This window comes from Dyella sp. RRB7 (assembly GCF_022761115.1).
Classification (GTDB): domain Bacteria; phylum Pseudomonadota; class Gammaproteobacteria; order Xanthomonadales; family Rhodanobacteraceae; genus Dyella.
The window spans coordinates 332813-352041 of sequence record NZ_JAKWJS010000002.1; the positions used below are offsets into that span (position 1 = coordinate 332813).

General features: G+C 65.6%; 18 protein-coding genes and 1 tRNA gene. 8 read left to right on the forward strand and 11 right to left on the reverse strand.

Annotation, left to right across the window (positions count from 1 at the left end; genetic code table 11):
* The first annotated feature begins 219 nt into the window (after positions 1–219).
* The 5 genes from MJ606_RS07750 (at position 220) to MJ606_RS07770 (ending at position 6768) form a co-directional block, all read left to right on the forward strand.
* Positions 220–843 carry a TetR/AcrR family transcriptional regulator gene (locus MJ606_RS07750; protein ID WP_243048913.1) on the forward strand — a complete coding sequence of 208 codons (624 nt, stop codon included), beginning with the start codon at positions 220–222 and terminating at the stop codon, positions 841–843.
* A gap of 79 nt (positions 844–922) precedes the next feature.
* Complete coding sequence (locus tag MJ606_RS07755) at positions 923–3295, forward strand: 3-hydroxyacyl-CoA dehydrogenase/enoyl-CoA hydratase family protein (protein WP_243048914.1); 2373 nt, start codon at positions 923–925, stop codon at positions 3293–3295.
* A gap of 187 nt (positions 3296–3482) precedes the next feature.
* On the forward strand, positions 3483–4691 hold the full coding sequence (locus MJ606_RS07760; RefSeq protein WP_243048915.1) for an acetyl-CoA C-acyltransferase: 1209 nt from the start codon (positions 3483–3485) through the stop codon (positions 4689–4691).
* A gap of 168 nt (positions 4692–4859) precedes the next feature.
* Positions 4860–5744: an oxidoreductase gene (locus MJ606_RS07765; RefSeq protein WP_243048916.1), complete on the forward strand. Its 885-nt coding sequence runs from the start codon at positions 4860–4862 to the stop codon at positions 5742–5744.
* Positions 5745–5814: 70 nt separating this feature from the next.
* The gene (locus tag MJ606_RS07770) at positions 5815–6768 is read left to right on the forward strand and encodes an AraC family transcriptional regulator (RefSeq protein ID WP_243048917.1); all 954 of its coding nucleotides are present in this window, start codon (positions 5815–5817) and stop codon (positions 6766–6768) included.
* Positions 6769–6883: 115 nt separating this feature from the next.
* Here the strand turns inward: MJ606_RS07770 and MJ606_RS07775 are convergent.
* The 4 genes from MJ606_RS07775 to MJ606_RS07790 all read right to left on the reverse strand — a co-directional run bounded on the left by MJ606_RS07775 (position 6884) and on the right by MJ606_RS07790 (position 9992).
* Positions 6884–6959: transfer RNA gene (locus tag MJ606_RS07775), tRNA-Gly, on the reverse strand.
* Between the two features lie 57 nt (positions 6960–7016).
* The gene (gene pgsA / locus MJ606_RS07780) at positions 7017–7622 is read right to left on the reverse strand and encodes a CDP-diacylglycerol--glycerol-3-phosphate 3-phosphatidyltransferase (RefSeq protein ID WP_243048918.1); all 606 of its coding nucleotides are present in this window, start codon (positions 7620–7622) and stop codon (positions 7017–7019) included.
* A 48-nt stretch (positions 7623–7670) separates the two neighbouring features.
* Entirely contained in the window at positions 7671–9497 is a 1827-nt protein-coding gene (uvrC, locus tag MJ606_RS07785) for an excinuclease ABC subunit UvrC (RefSeq protein ID WP_243048919.1), read from the reverse strand.
* A 9-nt stretch (positions 9498–9506) separates the two neighbouring features.
* Positions 9507–9992: a low molecular weight protein-tyrosine-phosphatase gene (locus tag MJ606_RS07790; protein WP_243048920.1), complete on the reverse strand. Its 486-nt coding sequence runs from the start codon at positions 9990–9992 to the stop codon at positions 9507–9509.
* Positions 9993–10108: 116 nt separating this feature from the next.
* Between MJ606_RS07790 and MJ606_RS07795 the strand changes: the two genes are divergently transcribed.
* Complete coding sequence (locus MJ606_RS07795; RefSeq protein ID WP_243048921.1) at positions 10109–10267, forward strand: hypothetical protein; 159 nt, start codon at positions 10109–10111, stop codon at positions 10265–10267.
* A 45-nt stretch (positions 10268–10312) separates the two neighbouring features.
* On the opposite strand, the gene kdsB is transcribed toward MJ606_RS07795, so the two are convergent.
* The 5 genes from kdsB to MJ606_RS07820 form a co-directional block, all read right to left on the reverse strand.
* The gene (gene kdsB / locus MJ606_RS07800; protein WP_243048922.1) at positions 10313–11086 is read right to left on the reverse strand and encodes a 3-deoxy-manno-octulosonate cytidylyltransferase; all 774 of its coding nucleotides are present in this window, start codon (positions 11084–11086) and stop codon (positions 10313–10315) included.
* A gap of 64 nt (positions 11087–11150) precedes the next feature.
* Complete coding sequence (aroA, locus tag MJ606_RS07805; RefSeq protein WP_243048923.1) at positions 11151–12455, reverse strand: 3-phosphoshikimate 1-carboxyvinyltransferase; 1305 nt, start codon at positions 12453–12455, stop codon at positions 11151–11153.
* Positions 12456–12498: 43 nt separating this feature from the next.
* A complete protein-coding gene (gene pheA / locus MJ606_RS07810; RefSeq protein WP_243048924.1) occupies positions 12499–13587 on the reverse strand; it encodes a prephenate dehydratase in 1089 nt (362 codons plus the stop codon).
* Positions 13588–13665: 78 nt separating this feature from the next.
* Complete coding sequence (serC, locus tag MJ606_RS07815; protein WP_243048925.1) at positions 13666–14751, reverse strand: 3-phosphoserine/phosphohydroxythreonine transaminase; 1086 nt, start codon at positions 14749–14751, stop codon at positions 13666–13668.
* Positions 14752–14921: 170 nt separating this feature from the next.
* Entirely contained in the window at positions 14922–15689 is a 768-nt protein-coding gene (locus tag MJ606_RS07820) for an FHA domain-containing protein (protein WP_243048926.1), read from the reverse strand.
* A gap of 102 nt (positions 15690–15791) precedes the next feature.
* Here MJ606_RS07820 and MJ606_RS07825 point away from each other — a divergent pair, with 102 nt between their 5' ends.
* Together MJ606_RS07825 and infA are read left to right on the forward strand one after the other, a co-directional pair.
* The gene (locus MJ606_RS07825; RefSeq protein WP_243048927.1) at positions 15792–16067 is read left to right on the forward strand and encodes a polyhydroxyalkanoic acid system family protein; all 276 of its coding nucleotides are present in this window, start codon (positions 15792–15794) and stop codon (positions 16065–16067) included.
* Between the two features lie 83 nt (positions 16068–16150).
* Positions 16151–16369 (forward strand): translation initiation factor IF-1, encoded by a 219-nt coding sequence (gene infA, locus MJ606_RS07830; RefSeq protein WP_019466733.1) that lies wholly within the window; start codon positions 16151–16153, stop codon positions 16367–16369.
* A 165-nt stretch (positions 16370–16534) separates the two neighbouring features.
* Here infA and clpA read toward each other — a convergent pair whose 3' ends face one another.
* Together clpA and clpS are read right to left on the reverse strand one after the other, a co-directional pair.
* A complete protein-coding gene (gene clpA / locus MJ606_RS07835) occupies positions 16535–18802 on the reverse strand; it encodes an ATP-dependent Clp protease ATP-binding subunit ClpA (protein ID WP_243048928.1) in 2268 nt (755 codons plus the stop codon).
* Between the two features lie 81 nt (positions 18803–18883).
* Complete coding sequence (gene clpS, locus MJ606_RS07840) at positions 18884–19210, reverse strand: ATP-dependent Clp protease adapter ClpS (protein ID WP_019466735.1); 327 nt, start codon at positions 19208–19210, stop codon at positions 18884–18886.
* Positions 19211–19229: the final 19 nt, after the last annotated feature.

Genomic DNA, 19229 nt, shown 5'->3' on the forward strand with positions numbered 1-19229 from the left:
GCTCCGGGAAAACGGGTATCTGAATGGGCGGTCCGGTCTATGCCGGCGAAGTTAAGCCAAATCCCGCCGAGATATGCGGATTTAGCTCACGAAAGTTTGACAGATTCTAACCCATACGCAAACCGGACGCAGGGGAAAACCCAACGTTCGTTTGACGGGCGCAAATCGACCCGCGTATGCTCAAACGATCGTTTGATTCCTCGCCGAGGCCCACGGACCATGCCAGCATCCCAAGCCGTCCTGCCGACCAAGGAGCGCATCCTGGGCGCCGCGGAGGAGTTGTTTGCCCGGCATGGCTTCGAAGGTGCCTCCCTACGGCAACTGACAGCCGCCGCCGGGGTCAACCTGGCCGCCGTGAACTACCACTTCGGCTCCAAGGACCGGCTCATCGAAGAGGTGTTCCGCCGCCGCCTTGACCAGCTGAACGGTCGCCGCATGGCCGCCCTGCAGGAAGTGTCCGGCCAGCCGGACACCACCATCGAGGGCGTGCTGGCGGCCTTCATCGTGCCTGCACTGGAGCTTTCCCACGATGGCAGCGGTTCGCTGTTCATGCGCGTGCTGGCCCGGGCCTTCGCCGAACACGACGACACCCTGCGCAGGTTCCTATCGGAAAACTACGGCCACGTGATGCGCCAGTTCACCGCCGAATTCGCCCGCCTGCTGCCCCACCTGAGCAAGGAGGAGCTGTACTGGCGGGTGGACCTGGTAACCGGCGCGCTGACCCACGCCATGTCCGGCTTCGGCATGATCCAGCGCAAAAGCGACGTGCCCGAGCAACAGCACCGGGAGCAGACCGCCCAGCACCTGATCCGCTTCGCTGCCGCAGGCCTCAAGTCACCCTGAATTCGTTGTCCTTGAACATCCCCCGGCCGGTAACGGCCGCCAGTCTCACCCTGAAGTGTCTCGCACTACGGAGAAGCCAATGACTGCAACACCACTACGTATCCGCAAGGCCGCGGTACTCGGCGCCGGTGTCATGGGCGCGCAGATTGCTGCGCACCTGACCAATGCCGGCGTCGAAACCGTGCTGTTCGACCTTGCCGCCAAGGAAGGTCCCAAGAGCGGCATCGCGCTGAAGGCCATCGCCAACCTGCAGAAGCTGTCGCCTGCCCCGCTGGCGGACAAGAACGTCGCCGCGGCGATCATCCCCGCCAACTACGACGAGGACCTGGATCATCTCAAGGACGTCGACCTGGTGATCGAGGCCATCGCCGAACGGATGGACTGGAAGCTCGACCTGTACAAGAAGATCGCCTCGCACCTGTCACCCACCGCCGTCCTTGCCTCCAACACCTCGGGCCTGTCGATCAACGGCCTGGCCGAGGCGCTGCCGGAAGAAATGCGCCATCGCTTCAGCGGCGTGCATTTCTTCAACCCGCCGCGCTACATGCACCTGGTCGAAGTGATCCCGACCCGGCTCACCAACCAGACCGTGGTGGATGGCCTCGAAGCCTTCCTCACCACCACGCTGGGCAAGGGCGTGGTGATCGCCAAGGACACGCCGAACTTCATCGGCAACCGCATCGGCGTGTTTTCGATGCTGGCCACCATGTACCACACCGAGCAGTTCAAGCTGGGCTTCGACACCGTCGATGCGCTGACCGGCCCGGCCGTGGGCCGCCCCAAGAGTGCGACCTACCGCACCGCCGACGTGGTCGGCCTGGACACCATGGCGCACGTGATCAAGACCATGGCCGACACGCTGGCCGATGACCCGTGGCACCCGTACTTCCAGGCGCCGGTGTGGTTGCAGGGCCTGATCGCCAAGGGCGCGCTGGGCCAGAAGAACGGCGCGGGCTTCTACCGCAAGGCCGGCAAGGACATCGTCGTGCTCGACGTGGCCAAGCAGGACTACCGCCCGTCCGAGCAGAAGACGTCGGACGAAGTGTCCGCCATCCTCGCCATCAAGGACCCAGCCGAGAAGTTCGGCAAGCTGCGCGCCTCGACCGATCCGCAGGCGCAGTTCCTGTGGGCTACCTACCGCGACCTGTTCCACTACGCCGCCTACCACCTGGCCGACATCGCCGACACCGCGCGCGACGTAGATTTCGCCATCCGCTGGGGCTACGGCTGGAAGCTCGGCCCGTTCGAGACCTGGCAGGCCGCCGGTTGGCAGCAGGTGGCCGGTTGGATCGCCGAGGACATCGCCGCCGGCAAGGCCATGAGCAAGGCGCCGCTGCCGGCGTGGGTCACCGACGGCCGCAACGGCGTGCACGGCAAGGAAGGCTCCTGGTCCGCCGCGTCGGGCAGCTACAAGCCGCGTTCGCAGCACTCGGTGTACCAGCGCCAGCTGTTCCCCGATCCGATCCTGGGCGAGAAGTTCGACCAGGGCACCACCGTCTGGGAAAACGACGGCATCCGCCTGTGGACGCTGGGCGACGACGGCGTGGGCATCATCTCGTTCAAGACCAAGATGAACACGGTCAACGACCAGGTGCTCGACGGTGTGCAGCACGCCATCCGTGTGGCCGAGGAAAAGCTCAAGGCCGTGGTGATCTGGCAGACCGGCGAGCCGTTCTCGGCGGGCGCCGACCTGAAGGGCGCGCTGGGCCTGTTGCAGGCCGGCAAGTTCGACGACTTCGACAAGATGGTCGCCAACTTCCAGCGCACCAGCATGACCATCAAGTACTCGCTGGTGCCGGTGGTGTCGGCCGTGCGCGGCCTCGCCCTGGGCGGCGGCTGCGAATTCCAGATGCACTCGGCCCGCACCGTGGCCGCGCTGGAAAGCTACATCGGCCTGGTCGAGGCCGGCGTGGGCCTGCTGCCGGCCGGTGGCGGCCTGAAGGAACTGGCTGTGCGGGCCGCCAAGGCCAACCCGGAAGATCCGTTCGAGGCACTGAAGAAGGTGTTCGAGACGATCGCCATGGCCAAGGTCTCCGGCAGCGCGATGGAAGCCAAGCAGCTGGGCCTGCTGCGCGACAGCGACGTGGTGGTGTTCAACGCCTACGAACTGCTGTACGTGGCCAAGAAGGTGGCGCTGGCGCTGGCCGAGAGCGGCTATCGCCCGCCGCTGCCGGCACGCACCATCCCGGTGGCCGGCGACGTGGGCACCGCCACGTTCCAGGCCTCGCTGGCCAACCTGCAGGAAGGCTACTTCGCGTCCCCGCACGATGTGCAGATCGCCACCCGCATCGCCGACACGCTGTGCGGCGGCAAGATCGAGCGCGGTTCGCAGGTCGATGAGGAATGGCTGCTGACGCTGGAGCGCAAGCACTTCGTGGAGCTGGCCAAGACCGAGAAGACCCAGGCCCGCATCGCCCACACCATGACCACCGGCAAGCCGCTGAGGAACTGATCGCTTCAAGGCCCGTCATCCCCGCGAAAGCGGGGATCCAGCGACTCAACGGCACTGGATTCCCGCTTTCGCGGGAATGACGGGCAAACAGCTGAAGCTCGCTATGGCTCGTCACTCACTGCAATTCGAGTGACGATCAAAAACCACTAGCGTCGCTGCGAACCGCGCGACGTAACGGAGCAAAACCATGACCAAGCAAGTGCAAGACGCCTACATCGTCGCCGCCACCCGCACGCCGGTCGGCAAGGCGCCGCGCGGCGTGTTCCGCAACACCCGTCCGGACGACATGCTCGCCCACGTGATCCGCGCCGTGATGGCGCAGGCGCCGGGCATCGATCCGCATCGCATCGAAGACGTCATCGTCGGCTGCGCCATGCCGGAAGCCGAGCAGGGCATGAACGTCGCCCGCATCGGCGCCCTGCTCGCCGGCCTGCCGTACACCGTGCCGGGCGTCACCATCAACCGCTTCTGCTCGTCGGGCGTGCAGGCCATTGCCATGGCCGCCGACCGCATCCAGCTGGGCGTCGCCGATCTGATGATCGCCGGCGGCACCGAGAGCATGAGCATGGTGCCGATGATGGGCCACAAGGTGGCGATGAACCCCGCCATCTTCGCCCACGACGAAGACCGCGCCATCGCCTACGGCATGGGCATCACCGCCGAGAAGGTGGCCGAGCAGTGGAAGGTCACGCGCGAGCAGCAGGACGCCTTCGCGGTGGAAAGCCATCGTCGCGCCCTCGCCGCCATCGCGGCCGGCGAGTTCAAGGAAGAAATCACCCCGTTCCAGCTCGACGACCACTATCCCAACCTCGCCACCCGCGGCATCGTCACCGACAGCCGCCTGATCGACACCGACGAGGGCCCGCGCGCCGGCACCACGCTGGAAGTGCTGGGCAAGCTGCGCACGGTGTTCCGCAACGACAAGTTCGGCGGCAGCGTGACGGCCGGCAACTCCTCGCAGATGTCCGACGGCGCCGGCGCCCTGCTGCTGGCCAGCGAGAAGGCCATCAAGGACTTCAACCTCACCCCGATCGCCCGCTACGTCGGCTTCTCCGTCGCCGGCGTGAAGCCGGAGATCATGGGCATCGGCCCGAAGGAAGCGATTCCCAAGGCGCTCAAGCAGACCGGCATCAAGCAGGACCAGCTGGACTGGATCGAGCTCAACGAAGCCTTCGCCGCGCAGGCGCTGGCGGTGATCGGCGACCTCGGCCTCGACCCGAGCAAGGTCAACCCGCTGGGCGGCGCCATCGCCCTGGGCCACCCGCTGGGCGCCACCGGTGCCATCCGCGCCGCCACGCTGATCCACGGCCTGCGTCGCCGCAAGCAGAAGTACGGCATGGTGACCATGTGCATCGGCACCGGCATGGGCGCGGCGGGCGTGTTCGAAGCGCTCTGATCGGCCCAGCCAGGCTGCAAGTGAAAATGGCGCCGTAGCGATACGGCGCCATTTTTCTGTTCCAGCGTTTTTGGCGCCATCGGATTATTCGCTCCAGCCGCCAGCCTCCTAAGGTCTGCACATCCCGGGCTACCCTCCCGCCCGCATGACCTACGTTAGGAGACTTCCATGTCCCAGGTTTGGCTTATTACCGGCAGCTCGCGAGGCTTCGGCAAGGCGCTGGCAGAAGCGGTACTTGCCGCCGGCCATTCGTTGATCGCCACCGCGCGCAACCCCGCCCAACTCGCCTCGCTGGCGGAGCGTTACGGCGACCGCGTGCGCACGGTGGCGCTGGACGTCACCGACGCAAGCGCGGCCCATGCCGCCGTGCAGGCAGCGGTGGATGCGTTCGGCCGGCTGGACGTGGTGGTCAACAACGCCGGCTACGGCAACCTGGCCACCATCGAGGAAGGCGACGGCGCCGACTTCCGCGCGCAACTTGAAACCAACTTCTTCGGCGTGGTGAATGTCACCCGCGCCGCCCTGCCCGTGCTGCGCAAGCAGCGAAGCGGCCACGTCATCCAGTTCTCCTCCATCGGCGGACGCATCGGCGTGCCGGGCCTGGCCGCCTATCAAGGCGCCAAGTGGGCGGTGGAAGGTTTCTCCGAAGTGCTGGCCAAGGAGGTAGCACCGTTCGGCATCCATGTGACGCTGATCGAGCCAGGCGGTTTTCGCACCGATTGGGCTGGGCCGTCCATGACCATCCATGCACCCGCCGCCGATTCGGAATATGCACCGATCCTCGGCCCGATGATCGGCATGATGCAGGCCATCGCCGGACACGAGACCGGCGATCCGGCCAAGGCCGCGCAGGCCATTCTCACCCTCGCCAACACGCCCGAGCCCCCGCTGCGCCTGCTGCTGGGGTCCGACGCCGTGTTCCTCGCCGAGCAGCAAGCCGCGCGCATGGCGGACGAAGATGCGAAGTGGCGTACGCTCAGCCTGTCGACCGACTTCGACAGCACGCCGGAGGCCATCGAGGAACGCTTCCGCATGCTGCGATCGCTGGGCTGAAGCATCGGAAAGTGAGCGTATACGCGTGAGAGCCGACCAGATCCCGCTAAGCCGTGACGCGTTCGAACGGATGACGGCACTTGGACTGGATGTGTCCGCGGTGCTGACGCATGCGGGTTTGCCCGACGATCTGTTCGGGCAAGCCCGCCCGACGCTCACCACGGCACAGTTTTTCGCGCTGTGGCGATCCGTCGAAGCGCTGCATGGCGATCCGACCCTGGGCTTGCGCCTGGGCGACGACACGCGAACGGAAGTCTATGACGTCGTCTCGCTGGCAGCACTGCATTCGGCCAATCTGGGCGAGGCCATGCAGAAGCTGGCCCGTTACAAGCGTCTTACCTGCCCGGAGGACATCAACATCGAATTGAGTCGCGACGAGGCGGCCGTGAGCATGCGCTGGATGCTGGCGGAAGGTCACACGCCGCATTTCCTGATCGATGCGATGTTCGCGTCGCATCTGGCGCTGGCCGAGCGCGGCACCGGCCGCGGCATCCGGTTGCGCCGGCTGGAATTGACGCGCCGCCCCTTCGCTCCCGAGGTGTTGTCTGCGCACTTCCGCTGCGAGCTGCGCTTCAACGCCGCGCAGGATCGCATCGTGTACGACCGGGCCGACCTCGACCTGCCCTTCGTCACGCATGACCAGGATCACCTGGCGATCCTGCTGCCGACGCTGGAAGCATCACTGCAAGAACTGACGGCTACCACCTCGTTGCGCGACAAGGTGTGGAATGTGTTGGCGCGAGGCATGCGCGGCGGTCATCTGCGCATGGCCCAGGTAGCCGATGCCCTGCACCTGAGTCCGCGCACGCTGCAGCGCAAGCTGGGCGAGGCAGGCACCAGCTATCAGGAGTTGCTGGACCAGGTACGGCGCCACCTTGCGCGCCGATTGCTCGATGCCACCGACCTGGATACGGGCGAAATCGCCTTCCTGCTCGGTTTCGAGGAGCTCAACTCGTTCAACCGCGCCTTCCGGCAATGGGAAGGCGAGACGCCAACGCGATGGCGCTCGACGATGGCGGGATAGCGAGCACCGTCGGCGTTACGCGTCGCCAGGGACGACGTCTATGCCAGGCACAAAAAAGAGGCCGAAGCCTCTTTTTTTATCGATGCGCGAACCGATGGTTCGTCTATCCAAATCTTGGAGCGGGAAACGAGACTCGAACTCGCGACCCCGACCTTGGCAAGGTCGTGCTCTACCAACTGAGCTATTCCCGCATCGGAGTCGCGCATTTTAGCGATTAAAGGACCGCCGTCAAGCCTTCGTAAAAAAAATCATTCATCGTCGCGAGGCGCCGGAATCGGCCCGTCGCCGCGCAGGCTGGGCCATGCGGCGCGCAGATAGTAAAGGCCCGACCAGATGGTGAGGATGCCGGCGATCACCAGCAGCGCCTCGCCGATGTGGTAAAGACGCAGGGCTTCGGCGCTTTTCTCGTGCTGCACGATCAGCACCACCAGCGCCACCATCTGCATCACCGTCTTGAGCTTGCCGATGAAGGCCACCCTGACGGTGGAGCGCATGCCGATCTCGGCCATCCACTCGCGCAGCGCGGAAACGCTGATCTCACGACCGACGATAATCGCCGCCGTCACCGCCATCAGGATGCCCGGCCAGCCACCGCGATGCGTTTCCACCAGCAGGAACAGCGTCACGGCCACCATCAGCTTGTCGGCGACGGGGTCGAGAAAGGCGCCGAATGCCGAGGTGAGGTTCATGCGGCGCGCCAGGTAACCGTCCAGCCAGTCGGTGAGCGCCGCCAGCACGAACACGATGGCAGCGGTGATGTTGTGACCCGGAAACTGCCAATAGAACACCACCACCATGACCGGCAATAGCAGCACGCGAAACAGGGTGAGCCAGGTAGGCAGGTTGATGCGCATAAATCCTTTCCGAGTCGATATTCAGTGGCGCAACCGCATCAACGCCGGTTAACCGTGTAGCACAGCATAAATGCGTTCGGCCAAGCCGCGATCAATGCCCTTCACCTGCATCAGTTCTTCCACGCCGGCGGCCTCCACCCCGGCCAGGCCGCCGAACGCCTTGAGCAAGGCGGTACGACGTCGCGCGCCGATTCCGGGCACATCCTCCAGCACGCTGCGCTCCCTGGCCTTCTCGCGGCGTTTGCGATGCCCGCTGATGGCGAAACGGTGCGCTTCGTCACGCACCGCCGCGACCAGATGCAGCGCAGGCGAGGCCGGCCCCGGATGCAAGCTGCGACCGGAATCGGCCAGCACCAGGGTTTCCTCGCCGGCCCGCCGCCCCGGCCCCTTGGCCACGCCCACCACATGGATGCCGGCGACGCCCAGCTCCTTTAGCACATCCAGCGCCTGGGCCACCTGACCACTGCCGCCATCGATCAGCAACACGTCCGGCTTGGCCCCTTCGCCCTCGGCCACCTTGCGGAAGCGCCGCACCAGCGCCTGATGCATCGCGGCGTAGTCGTCGCCCGGGGTGATGCCGCTGATATTGAAGCGACGGTAATGGGATTTTTCCGGACCTTCCGGCCCGAATACCACGCATGAGGCGACGGTCAACTCGCCCAGGGTATGGCTGATATCGAAACACTCGATGCGACGCGGGGGTTCGTCCAGCTCCAGCAACTTCTGCAGGTCGTCGAAACGCGCGCCCAGCGTCTGCCGGCTGGCCAGCCGCGCGGTGAGCGAGGCCTGTGCATTGCGCTCGGCCATCTGCAGGAAACGGGCGCGCTCGCCGCGCACGCTGGATTTCAACTCCACCGCATGGCCGGATTGCCCGCTCAGCATCTCACCGAGAATCTGCTGGTCGGGCAGCGTTTCGCCCAGGATCAGTTCGCGCGGCACCGGGCGGTCCAGGTAGTACTGCGCGATGAACTGCTCCAGCACATCCGACGGCTCGGCATCCAGCGGCAGGCGCGGGAAGAAATCGCGCGTGCCCAGGCTGATGCCGTCGCGGAAGAACAGCACGCTGACGCAGGCCATGCCCGCCTCGATGCGGCAGGCCAGCACGTCCATATCCGCACTGGCGCCCTGCACATGATGCTGTGCCTGCAGCTTGCGCAGCGCGGCCACCTGGTCGCGCATGGCGGCGGCGCGCTCGAACTCCAGCGCCTTGCTGGCCTGCTCCATCGAACTGGCCAGTTCGTCGATCACCGCGCTGCTGCGGCCCTCCAGAAACATCTCGGCATGGCGCACGTCGTTGCGATAGTCGCCGACCGTGATCAGCTTGACGCAGGGCGCCGTGCAGCGACCGATCTGATGCTGCAGGCAGGGACGCGAGCGGTTCTTGAAATAACTGTCCTCGCACTGGCGCACCTTGAACAGCTTCTGCATCAGGTTGAGGCTCTCGCGCACCGCGAACGTGCTGGGGTATGGCCCGAAATAGCGCCCCGGCATGTTGCGCGCACCGCGATGGAAAGCGAGCCGCGGGTAATCCTCCCCGCCAGACAGATAGATATAGGGGTAGCTTTTGTCGTCGCGCAGCAGGATGTTGTAGCGCGGCTTGAGCGATTTGATCAGCTGCGATTCCAGCAGCAGCGCCTCGCCCTCGGTACGCGTCAGGGTAATCTCGACCCGCGCGATCTGCGACACCATGGCGGCAATGCGCGGCTCCATCCTGGGCTTCAGGAAGTAGCTGCCGACGCGCTTCTTCAGGTTGCCGGCCTTGCCGACATACAACAGGTCACCGTCTGCGTCGAAATAACGATAGACGCCGGGCGAGGTGGTGAGGTTCTTGACGAAAGCCTTGCCGTCGAAGGCTTGCGGCGATGATGGCTGCATCGGTGGATTCTAGCCGTTTCGGCCCGCGCGCAGACGGGCAATCAGGCCATCCACGCCCTGCTCCGCCAAGGCCACGGCCTCGCGAAAGCCGCCCGCGTCGCCAAAGTACGGGTCGGGAAACTCATCGGGCGTGACCATGCCTGTCCACGGCAGGAAGAGCACGGGCTCCACCCCGCGGCCACGTCGCAGACCTTCCAGCGTCTCCAGGTTGTCCTGGTCCATCGCCAGCACCCAATCGAAATCCTCGAAATCGGTTGCTCGCGCCTGTCGTGCCCGGTGCAGCGAGAGGTCGTATCCGGCATCTGCGGCGGCTTTCACCATCCGGGGATCGGCGCCCTTGCCCACATGCCAGTTGCCGGTACCACAGGAGGCCAGCGACACGGCGAGCCCGGCTTTCGCGCACCGCTGACGCGCGACGGCCTCCACCAGGGGAGAACGGCAAATGTTGCCCAAGCACACGAACAAGATGGAGGTGGGGCGATCTTTCGCTGGCATGGCCGATAAACCCGAGTGACGCGACCGATGATGAGTAAGGGCGCCGGTACGACGATGCAAGCGCAGCATTGCGGCGTCCAACTCGACACTGCGACGATAGCGGCGGAGGATCGACCATGGGCTGTCTGCCGCTACCTATACTTTTCGTGCTGGGCTTTCTGATCGGCCGCGCCGTGGGCGGCACCGATGGCGCACTGTGGGGTGCAGGCATCGGGTTGGCGACAGGGCTGGTGCTGGCGGGTATTTTCGTTGCACTGGTTCGGCGCCGGCGCTGAGCCAAGTGACGCGCAAGTCTTGCCGGGGCGGGATGAGCTAGATGATCACTGCTGGGCCAGCCACTGCTCGGCACGCTCCAGGTCGGCCTGGGTATCGATGCCCGGCGGAAACGGCTCCGGCGTCAGGCGCACGGCGATCGGGTAGCCATGTTCGAGCACGCGCAATTGTTCCAGCGACTCGGCCTGCTCCAGCGGCGTGCGCGCCAGCTGCGTATAGCGCTTGAGAAAGCCCGCGCGATAGGCATAGATGCCGATATGGCGCAGGAACGGCACATCGGCCGGCAACGCATGGCGATGCACCGCGAACGCATCACGCGCCCAGGGCAGCGGCGCGCGACTGAAGTACAAGGCACGGCCGTTGGCGCTGCGCACCAGCTTCACCACATTCGGATCGAACACCTCATGGGCTTCGGTAATCGGCGTCGCCAGCGTGGCCATCGGGGCATCGTCATCTGCCAGCGCGCGGGCCACCTCGCGAATACCTGCTGCGGGTGCGAAAGGCTCGTCGCCCTGCAGGTTTACCACGATGGCGTCATCGGCCCAGCCATAATGGTCGGCGCATTCGGCCAGGCGATCGCTGCCCGAGGCGTGGTCACTGCGCGTCATGCATATGTCCACGCCCCGCCCGGCCAGCGCCTCGACGATGCGTGGATCGTCCACCGCCACCACTACCTGCGTGGCACCTGCCAGCAAGGCCCGCTGCGCCACCCGCACCACCATCGGCACGCCCGCAATTTCGCGCAACGGCTTGGCCGGCAGGCGCGTGGAGCCGTAGCGGGCAGGAATGGCGACGATGAATGGCAGGGTATCGGTGGACATGGCGACCTCGGTGCGAAGCGCGAAGCCTAACCGCTAGCGAGGCCAGGCAGAAGCGCGTCCCGCATCAAACAGTCGCCAGCGCGAACCCGCAACCATTGGCCAGTTCAAGAAAACCAGGAAACGAGGTGGCCACATTGTTGCAGTCGTTGACGCGAACGGGGCCGCCAGCGATCAACCCGGCCACCGCAAAGCTCATCGCGATGCGGTGATCACCATGACTGTCGATGATGCCGCCACTCATGGCACCGCCATCGATGGCCGCACCATCGGGCGCCTCGTCGACCGCCACGCCCAGCGTGCGCAAGCCGGTCGCCATGGCCGCCAGACGGTCCGACTCCTTCACGCGCAATTCGGCGGCGCCGCGCACCACCGTGCGCCCTTTCGCAGCGGCAGCCGCCACGAACAACACCGGGAATTCGTCGATCATGTCAGGCACCAGCGCCTCGGGCAGTTCGATGCCATGCAACGGCGCGTGGCGCACCACCAGGTCACCCACCGGCTCACCGCCGCTCTCGCGCTGGTTGTCGATGCGGATATCCGCCCCCATCAGGCGCAATGCCTGCAGCAGGCCGGTGCGGCGCGGGTTCAAACCCACCGATGGCAGGCGCAGCTCCGACCCCGGCACGATGCTCGCGGCCACCAGGAAGAACGCGGCCGAGGAAAAATCCGCCGGCACCTCCACGTCCGTGGCATGCAGCGTATGACCGCCGCTGAGGCGCGCACGCCCGGGGGCGAAGTCGATCGGCCAGCCGAAGGCCGCCAGCATGCGCTCGGTGTAGTCGCGCGTCGGATGCGGCTCGATCACCTCGGTGTCGCCTTGCGCATACAGGCCCGCCAACAGCAGCGCCGATTTCACCTGGGCACTGGCCACCGGCAGCGTGTACTGGATGCCATGCAGGGGTTGCCCGCCATGCACCTGCAGGGGCGGCAGGCCGTCCTGGCTGTCGATCCGTGCACCCATCAGTGCCAGCGGGTCGGTGACGCGGCGCATCGGCCGCCTGGACAGCGATTCGTCGCCAATCAACGTGCTGTCGAAGGCCTGGCCGGCCAGCAGGCCGGCCAGCAGGCGCATGCCGGTGCCCGCATTGCCGCAGTCCAGTGGCTGGGTGGTGCCGCGCAAGCCATGCAGGCCAACGCCATGCACGCGCCGCTCACCGTCGGCAGGCGTCTCGATGAGCACGCCAAGCTGCTGCAGCACGGCGGCCGTGGCGCGGGTGTCCTCGCCTTCGAGAAAGCCGCGGATATGCGATACGCCATCGGCCAGCGCACCCAGCATCAGTGCGCGGTGCGAAACGGATTTGTCGCCAGGCACGCGCACGCGGCCCTGCAGCGCGCGGCCGGTATGGCTGGTCCAGTCGAGTCGACTCACGATCTTTTCTCCGGCGGCCACCCGGCGGACAGCCGCTTACAAGTCAGGGCAGCGCCACCGGGTAGGAACCGAGCACGCGCACCTGGGCGGCCGCGGAACCCATTTCCTGCATGGCCGCCTGCAAGGGGCCGTCGTTGATATGGCCGGACACGTCGATGAAGAACGCGTACTGCCACTTGCCCGAATGCGCCGGGCGCGACTCGATGCGGTTGAGGCTGATGCCGTGCTGGGCGAACGGCTTGAGCACGTCGTACAACGCGCCTGGCTTGTCGTTCACCGTGATGAGCAGCGAGGTGCGATCGTTGCCCGAGGGCGGAAACAGCGAGCGACCGATCACCAGGAAGCGCGTGGTGTTGTCGGCGCGATCCTCGATCGCCTGCGCCACCGTCTTGAGGCCGTAGACACGCCCAGCGGTTTCGCCGGCAATGGCACCGGCATCATCGGCATGACGCGCCAGGCGCGCCGCTTCGGCATTGCTGCTTACCGCGATGCTCTCCACGCCCGGCAGGTTGATGCGCAGCCAGGTCTTGCACTGCTGCAGCGACTGCGCATGCGCATAGACGCGCTTGATGTCCTCCAGCCGGCCATGCAGGGAGTGCAGGCACTGGTGCACGCGCAGCTCCACCTCGCCGCAGATGGTGGCGTCGGAGGTGAGGAACATATCCAGGGTGACCTGGATCATGCCCTGCCCGGAGTTCTCCACCGGCACCACGCCAAAGTCGGCGTGCCCGGCGGCCACTTCCTGGAACACCTCCTCGATGCTGCCCAACGGCAGCCCATAGGCGGCGTGGCCGAAGTGCTTGCGCACCGCCTGCTCGCTGAAGGTGCCCTCGGGGCCGAGAAAACCCACCTTGAGCGGATCTTCCTGCGCGAGGCAGGAGGACATGATCTCGCGGAACAGCCGCACCATCTCCGTGTCCGACAACGGGCCGTGGTTGCGATCCACCACCATGCGCAACACGTGCGCCTCGCGTTCCGGGCGGTAATAGTCGATCGCCGAAAGCCCCTCGCCCTTGACGCGCGCCACTTCCTGCGCCCATTCCGCACGTTCGGAAATCAGCTGCTGGATCTGCTGATCGATACTGTCGATGCGCTCGCGCACGCTGGAAAGCGAGGATTTCTTGTCGGTCATCGTGGTGGTCGGGAGGGAAAGAAGTCCAAACGGGGAATCAAGGATAGTCCCTGATATGCGGACCCACGCGCAACCGTTTCATCCGTGACGTTTGGCGAAGTCGCCCATGAAGCCGGCCAGCGCCTGCACCGCCTCCAACGGCACCGCGTTGTAGATCGAGGCGCGCATGCCGCCCACGGCCTTGTGTCCCTTCAGCGCCAACAGGCCGGCCGCTTCCGACTCCTTGAGGAAATCGGCATCCAGCGCGCTGTCGTGCAAGGTAAACGGCACATTCATGCGCGAACGCGCGGCCGGCTCGACCGGATTGCGGTAGTAGCCGTCCGAGCCATCGATGGTGCGATAGAGAAGCTCGGCCTTGGCCCGGTTGCGTTCGCGCATCGCGGCCAGGCCACCCTGCTCCTTCAGCCACTGGAAGGTCAGCCCCGCCAGATACCAGCCCCAGGTGTTGGGCGTGTTGAGCATGGAGTCGTTCGCGGCATGCTCGGCATAACGGAAAATGCGCGCCATCGGCCGGCCCGCCCGCTGCAGCAGGTCACGGCGAATGATCAGCACCACCAGACCCGACGGGCCGATGTTTTTCTGCGCGCCGGCGTAGATCAAACCGAAGCGGGATACGTCGATCGGAGCCGACAGGATGTCGGAGGACATGTCCGCCACCAGCGGCACCTCGCCCACCTGCGGGATGTCGTGGAACTCCACGCCATGGATGGTCTCGTTGGGCGTGTAGTGCACATAGGCCGCGCGGGGATCGAGCTGCCATGACTCGCGCGGCGGCAGGCCGCGGTAGTGCTGTGCCTTGCTGCTGCCGGCGATATTCACCTGCACATACGGCGCCGCCTCGCTGGCGGCCTTCTCGCCCCAGTGGCCGGTGACGATGTAGTCGGCACTGTCGCCCTCGCCCGCCAGGTTCATCGGAATCTGCGCGAAATGCTGGGTGGCGCCACCTTGCAGGAACAGCACGGCGTAGTCGTCAGGGATGGCGAGCAGCTCGCGCAGATCGGCCTCGGCCTGCTGGGCCAGGCTCATGAACAGCTTGCCACGATGGGACAGTTCCATCACGGAAGCGCCGCAGCCCTGCCAATCCAGCAATTCGCGCTGGGCGCGTTCGAGTACCGCCTGCGGCAATGCAGCCGGACCTGCGCTGAAATTCCAGAGTCTGCTCACTGACAATGCCTTCGCGGGAGGAATCACCGCATTATGCCGCGTCGCAGCAACGCGTCGTCAATTGCTACTCCTCCCCCTGCCTGCAGGGGGAGGCCGGAAGGGGGTGAGCTCTTCCGCCAACGCGCAGGCCCCTCCCCAGCCCTCCCCTGCTTGCAGAGGAGGCAACAACGCTAGAAACGCACCAGCAGCACCACCGCGATGCCCAGCGCCAGCACCGCCGCCGTGGCGATCAGCCACCATACCTCGCCGCGCGGACCGGCATCTTCCTCGGGCAGGTGCGCTTTCTCCGGCTCGGCCTTGACGATTTCAGGCTCTGGCTCCAGGCCGGGCGCATCGACCACGAACCGGTGCATGCCCAGTCCAACCTGGTCGCCCGGCCTCAAGGCAGCCTGCCGAACGGCGACGCCATTGACGCGCAGCGGATAGCGCTCGGAATGCTGGCCCGCTTCGAGCAGCAACTGGCCATCACGCCAGAACACAGCCAGCGACGCCGTCTCGCCCTGCGGCAGCTCCAGCGGGACGCGGCCGTGCGCGCCCAGTTCCAGCCTGTCCTGCAGCGACAGCACGCGACCGGACAGCGGCCCCGCCACCGCGCGCAATGCCACCGTGCAACGCCCCTCGGCCGGCACCGTCACCGGCGGGCTATGGGCGGGCTCCTCATCCGTCCGCAACAGCATGCGGCAATCGCCCACGCTGAGAATGTCGCCGGGGCGAAGCAAGGCCTTTTCACGCACGGGGCGTGCATTCACGTAGACGCGGCCGCCTTCCGGCAGTACCTGCAGCACCCAGCCACGACGATCAAGCTGGATGCGCAGATGGTGTCCACCGGCCTGGTGGCTGGCGAGAATCAGATCGTTGTCCGGCGCACTGCCGATCCGCAGCGCAGGGGCATCCCAGTGAAAATCCTCTCGGGCCGAATTGGGAAACTCGATGCGCATCAGTGAACCAGTCCTTAGACGGCCGGGACTCTAGCAGATGCGTGCGCGCTCTCCGAGCGTATCTGGCTTACCATGGGCGTTTGCCGCTTCGGAACCCTCCCCATGCCCAAGATCGACATCCGCCGCCCTCATCAATTGCCGCTGGCCGACGCCCGCGCCGTGGTCGATCAGGTCGCGGCACGCATGCGCGAAAAATTCGGCATGGAGGGGCAATGGCAAGGCGACACCCTGCGTTTTTCCCGCCCGGGGGTGAACGGCAGCATCGCCGTGGGGACCGACGCCATCCAGGTCACCGCCGAGCTGGGAATGATGCTGGCGCCGCTCAAGGGCATGGTGGAACAGGAGATCTGCCGCAAGCTGGATGAGCACTTTGGCTGATGTTTCTTTAACCATCGGGATTTCCGTGGCATAATCGAGCGCTTACGCGGCCATGACGGCCACACTCGCCCCCACCGGAACGCATGGCCAAAGACGACGTCATTGAAATGGAAGGTACGGTCCAGGAGACCCTGCCCAACACCATGTTCCGCGTGCAGCTGGAGAACGGCCACGTCATCACGGCCCATATCTCCGGCCGCATGCGCAAGCATTACATCCGCATCCTCACCGGCGACAAGGTGAAGGTCGAGATGACCCCGTACGACCTGACCAAGGGTCGCATCACCTACCGCATGAAATAAGTCGCCACGGCGGGCTCCTGCAGTAGCGCACCCTGTGCGCGACCGCAGAGCCATGGCGTTGCCGCTCCGCAGGGTTGTCGCGCACAGGGTGCGCTACTGCGGAAGAGCTATAAAGAAAAGGCCGCGCAGTTGCGCGGCCTTTTGCTGTGCCTGAAAGCCCAGGCGTCAGCTCACCGCTGCCGGCACGGCCTCGGCCGCCTCGGTGCTCACCACCAGTTCGCCATCCTTCACGCCCAGGTTCACCTTGCCACCCTCGGCCAGCTTGCCGAACAGCAGCTCGTCGGCCAGTGCGCGCTTCACCTTCTCCTGGATCACGCGGGCCATCGGGCGGGCGCCCATCTGCGGGTCGAAACCATGCTCAGCCAGCCAGCGGCGGGCATCGGCGTCGACATCCAGGCTCACGTGCTTCTCCGACAGCTGGGACTCCAGTTCGATCAGGAACTTGTCCACCACGCGCAGGATGTGGTCGAAGTCCAGCGCATTGAACTGGATGATCGCGTCCAGGCGGTTGCGGAACTCCGGCGTGAAGGTGCGGCGGATCACTTCCATCGCGTCCATCGAGTGGTTCTGCTTGACGAAGCCGATGCCGCGGCGCGAGGCCTGCTGCGCGCCCGCGTTGGTGGTCATCACCACCACCACGTTCTTGAAGTTCGCCTCGCGACCGTTGGTATCGGTGAGCACGCCGCGATCCATCACCTGCAGCAGGATGTTGAACACATCCGGATGCGCCTTCTCGATTTCGTCCAGCAGCAGCACCGCATGCGGATGCTTGGTCACCGCCTCGGTGAGCAGGCCGCCCTGGTCGAAGCCGACGTAGCCCGGAGGTGCGCCGACCAGGCGCGAGACCGAATGCGCTTCCATGTACTCGGACATGTCGAAGCGGATCATCTCGATGCCCAGCTGCATCGCCAGCTGCTTGGTCACTTCCGTCTTGCCCACGCCGGTAGGGCCGGCCAGCAGGAAGCAGCCGATCGGCTTGGACGGATCGGCCAGGCCCGAGCGGGCCATCTTGATCGAAGCGGCCAGCGCCTCGATGGCCGGGTCCTGGCCGAACACCACCATCTTGAGGTTGCGCTCCAGGTTCTTCAGCACGTCGCGGTCCGACGCCGACACCTGCTTGGCCGGGATGCGCGCCATCTTGGCGACGATGTATTCCACCTCGGGCACGTCGACCTTGCCGGTGCGCTGGTCGATCGGCAGCAGGCGCTGGCGGGCGCCGGCCTCGTCGATCACGTCGATGGCCTTGTCCGGCAGCAGGCGGTCGGGAATGTGCTTCACCGACAGGTCCACCGCGGCCTTCAGGGCCTCGTTGGTGTAGGCGACGTTGTGGTGCTCCTCGAAGCGCGAGCGCAGGCCCTTGAGGATTTCCAGGCTGTCGGCCACGGTCGGCTCGACCACGTCGATCTTCTGGAAGCGACGGGCCAGCGCGCGGTCTTTCTCGAAGATGCCGCGGAATTCCTGGAACGTGGTGGAACCGATGCAGCGCAGCTCACCCGAGGCCAGCATCGGCTTGATCAGGTTGCTGGCATCCATGGTGCCGCCCGACGCGGAACCGGCGCCGATGATGGTGTGGATCTCATCGATGAACAGGATCGCGCCCGGCTGCTTCTTGAGCTGGCCGATCACCGCCTTCAGGCGCTTCTCGAAATCGCCGCGGTACTTGGTGCCGGCGACCAGGGCGCCCAGGTCCAGCGACCAGATGGTGGCGCTTTCCAGCACCTCGGGCACGTCGCCGTCGACGATGCGCTTGGCCAGGCCCTCGGCCAGCGCCGTCTTGCCTACGCCGGCCTCACCCACGTAGAGCGGGTTGTTCTTGCGGCGGCGGCACAGCACCTGGATGGTGCGCTCGATCTCGTCCTGGCGGCCGATCAGCGGATCGATCTTGCCTTCCAGCGCCAGCTCGTTGAGGTTGCTGGCGAATTCGTTCAACGGATTGCCGCGGGGCTCGCCGTCTTCGCTCTCGCGCTCGGCGCCGGGCATGCTGGAGGTCGGCTCGTCGCCGATCTTGGCGATGCCGTGGGAGATGTAATTGACCACGTCCAGCCGGGTGATCTCCTGCTGATGCAGGAAGTACACGGCGTGGGAATCCTTCTCGCCGAAGATGGCCACCAGCACATTGGCGCCGGTGACTTCCTTACGGCCGGAGGACTGCACGTGATAGACCGCACGCTGCAGCACGCGCTGGAAGCCCAGGGTGGGCTGGGTATCACGCTCGTCGCCATGCGGCAGTACCGGCACGGTCTCGGCGATGATCTTTTCCAGCTCGCGCGTCAGGCGCGGCAGGTCGACGCCGCAGGCGCGCAAAGCGCCCAGCGCCGACTGGTTATCGGTAAGAGCGAGCAGCAGGTGTTCCACCGTCATGAACTCATGACGCTGCTCGCGGGCCTGCTTGTAGCACTGGCCGATGGTGACTTCGAGATCCTTGCTGAACATCCGGACCTACTCCGCTTGTGTGGCAGGCGGCGCTATGCCGCGATGGCTACAAAATGGGGTCGCTGAGAGCCTGTTCAATCTCTAAAGCTTTTCCATAGTGCACAACAAAGGGTGTTGATGGGCACGTGAATATTCGTTTACCTGAGTTACCTTGGTTTCGGCAACCTCTCGGGTGAATACCCCGCAGACACCCTTGCCGCGGGTATGGACGTGAAGCATGACCTGCACGGCCCGCTCCTGGTCCAGGTTGAAGAAGCTGCGCAGCACTTCGACCACGAAATCCATCGGGGTGAAATCGTCGTTCAGCAGCACCACCTGAAAGAGCGGGGGGCGAGCCACCTCCGGCCTTGAGGTTTCCAGCGCCAGGCCGTGACCGCTGCCTTGTTCGTGTTCGGGTTCGTGAGCCATGGGTTCTATGTGACGGTTC

Bases quoted from the DNA above. Each gene is read 5' to 3' on its own strand.
- MJ606_RS07750 (WP_243048913.1), top strand. From the start codon at position 220: ATGCCAGCATCCCAAGCCGTCCTGCCGACCAAGGAGCGCATCCTGGGC.
- MJ606_RS07755 (WP_243048914.1), top strand. From the start codon at position 923: ATGACTGCAACACCACTACGTATCCGCAAGGCCGCGGTACTCGGCGCC.
- MJ606_RS07760 (WP_243048915.1), top strand. From the start codon at position 3,483: ATGACCAAGCAAGTGCAAGACGCCTACATCGTCGCCGCCACCCGCACG.
- MJ606_RS07765 (WP_243048916.1), top strand. From the start codon at position 4,860: ATGTCCCAGGTTTGGCTTATTACCGGCAGCTCGCGAGGCTTCGGCAAG.
- MJ606_RS07770 (WP_243048917.1), top strand. From the start codon at position 5,815: ATGACGGCACTTGGACTGGATGTGTCCGCGGTGCTGACGCATGCGGGT.
- pgsA (WP_243048918.1), bottom strand. From the start codon at position 7,622: ATGCGCATCAACCTGCCTACCTGGCTCACCCTGTTTCGCGTGCTGCTA.
- uvrC (WP_243048919.1), bottom strand. From the start codon at position 9,497: ATGCAGCCATCATCGCCGCAAGCCTTCGACGGCAAGGCTTTCGTCAAG.
- MJ606_RS07790 (WP_243048920.1), bottom strand. From the start codon at position 9,992: ATGCCAGCGAAAGATCGCCCCACCTCCATCTTGTTCGTGTGCTTGGGC.
- MJ606_RS07795 (WP_243048921.1), top strand. From the start codon at position 10,109: ATGGGCTGTCTGCCGCTACCTATACTTTTCGTGCTGGGCTTTCTGATC.
- kdsB (WP_243048922.1), bottom strand. From the start codon at position 11,086: ATGTCCACCGATACCCTGCCATTCATCGTCGCCATTCCTGCCCGCTAC.
- pheA (WP_243048924.1), bottom strand. From the start codon at position 13,587: ATGACCGACAAGAAATCCTCGCTTTCCAGCGTGCGCGAGCGCATCGAC.
- MJ606_RS07820 (WP_243048926.1), bottom strand. From the start codon at position 15,689: ATGCGCATCGAGTTTCCCAATTCGGCCCGAGAGGATTTTCACTGGGAT.
- MJ606_RS07825 (WP_243048927.1), top strand. From the start codon at position 15,792: ATGCCCAAGATCGACATCCGCCGCCCTCATCAATTGCCGCTGGCCGAC.
- infA (WP_019466733.1), top strand. From the start codon at position 16,151: ATGGCCAAAGACGACGTCATTGAAATGGAAGGTACGGTCCAGGAGACC.
- clpA (WP_243048928.1), bottom strand. From the start codon at position 18,802: ATGTTCAGCAAGGATCTCGAAGTCACCATCGGCCAGTGCTACAAGCAG.
- clpS (WP_019466735.1), bottom strand. From the start codon at position 19,210: ATGGCTCACGAACCCGAACACGAACAAGGCAGCGGTCACGGCCTGGCG.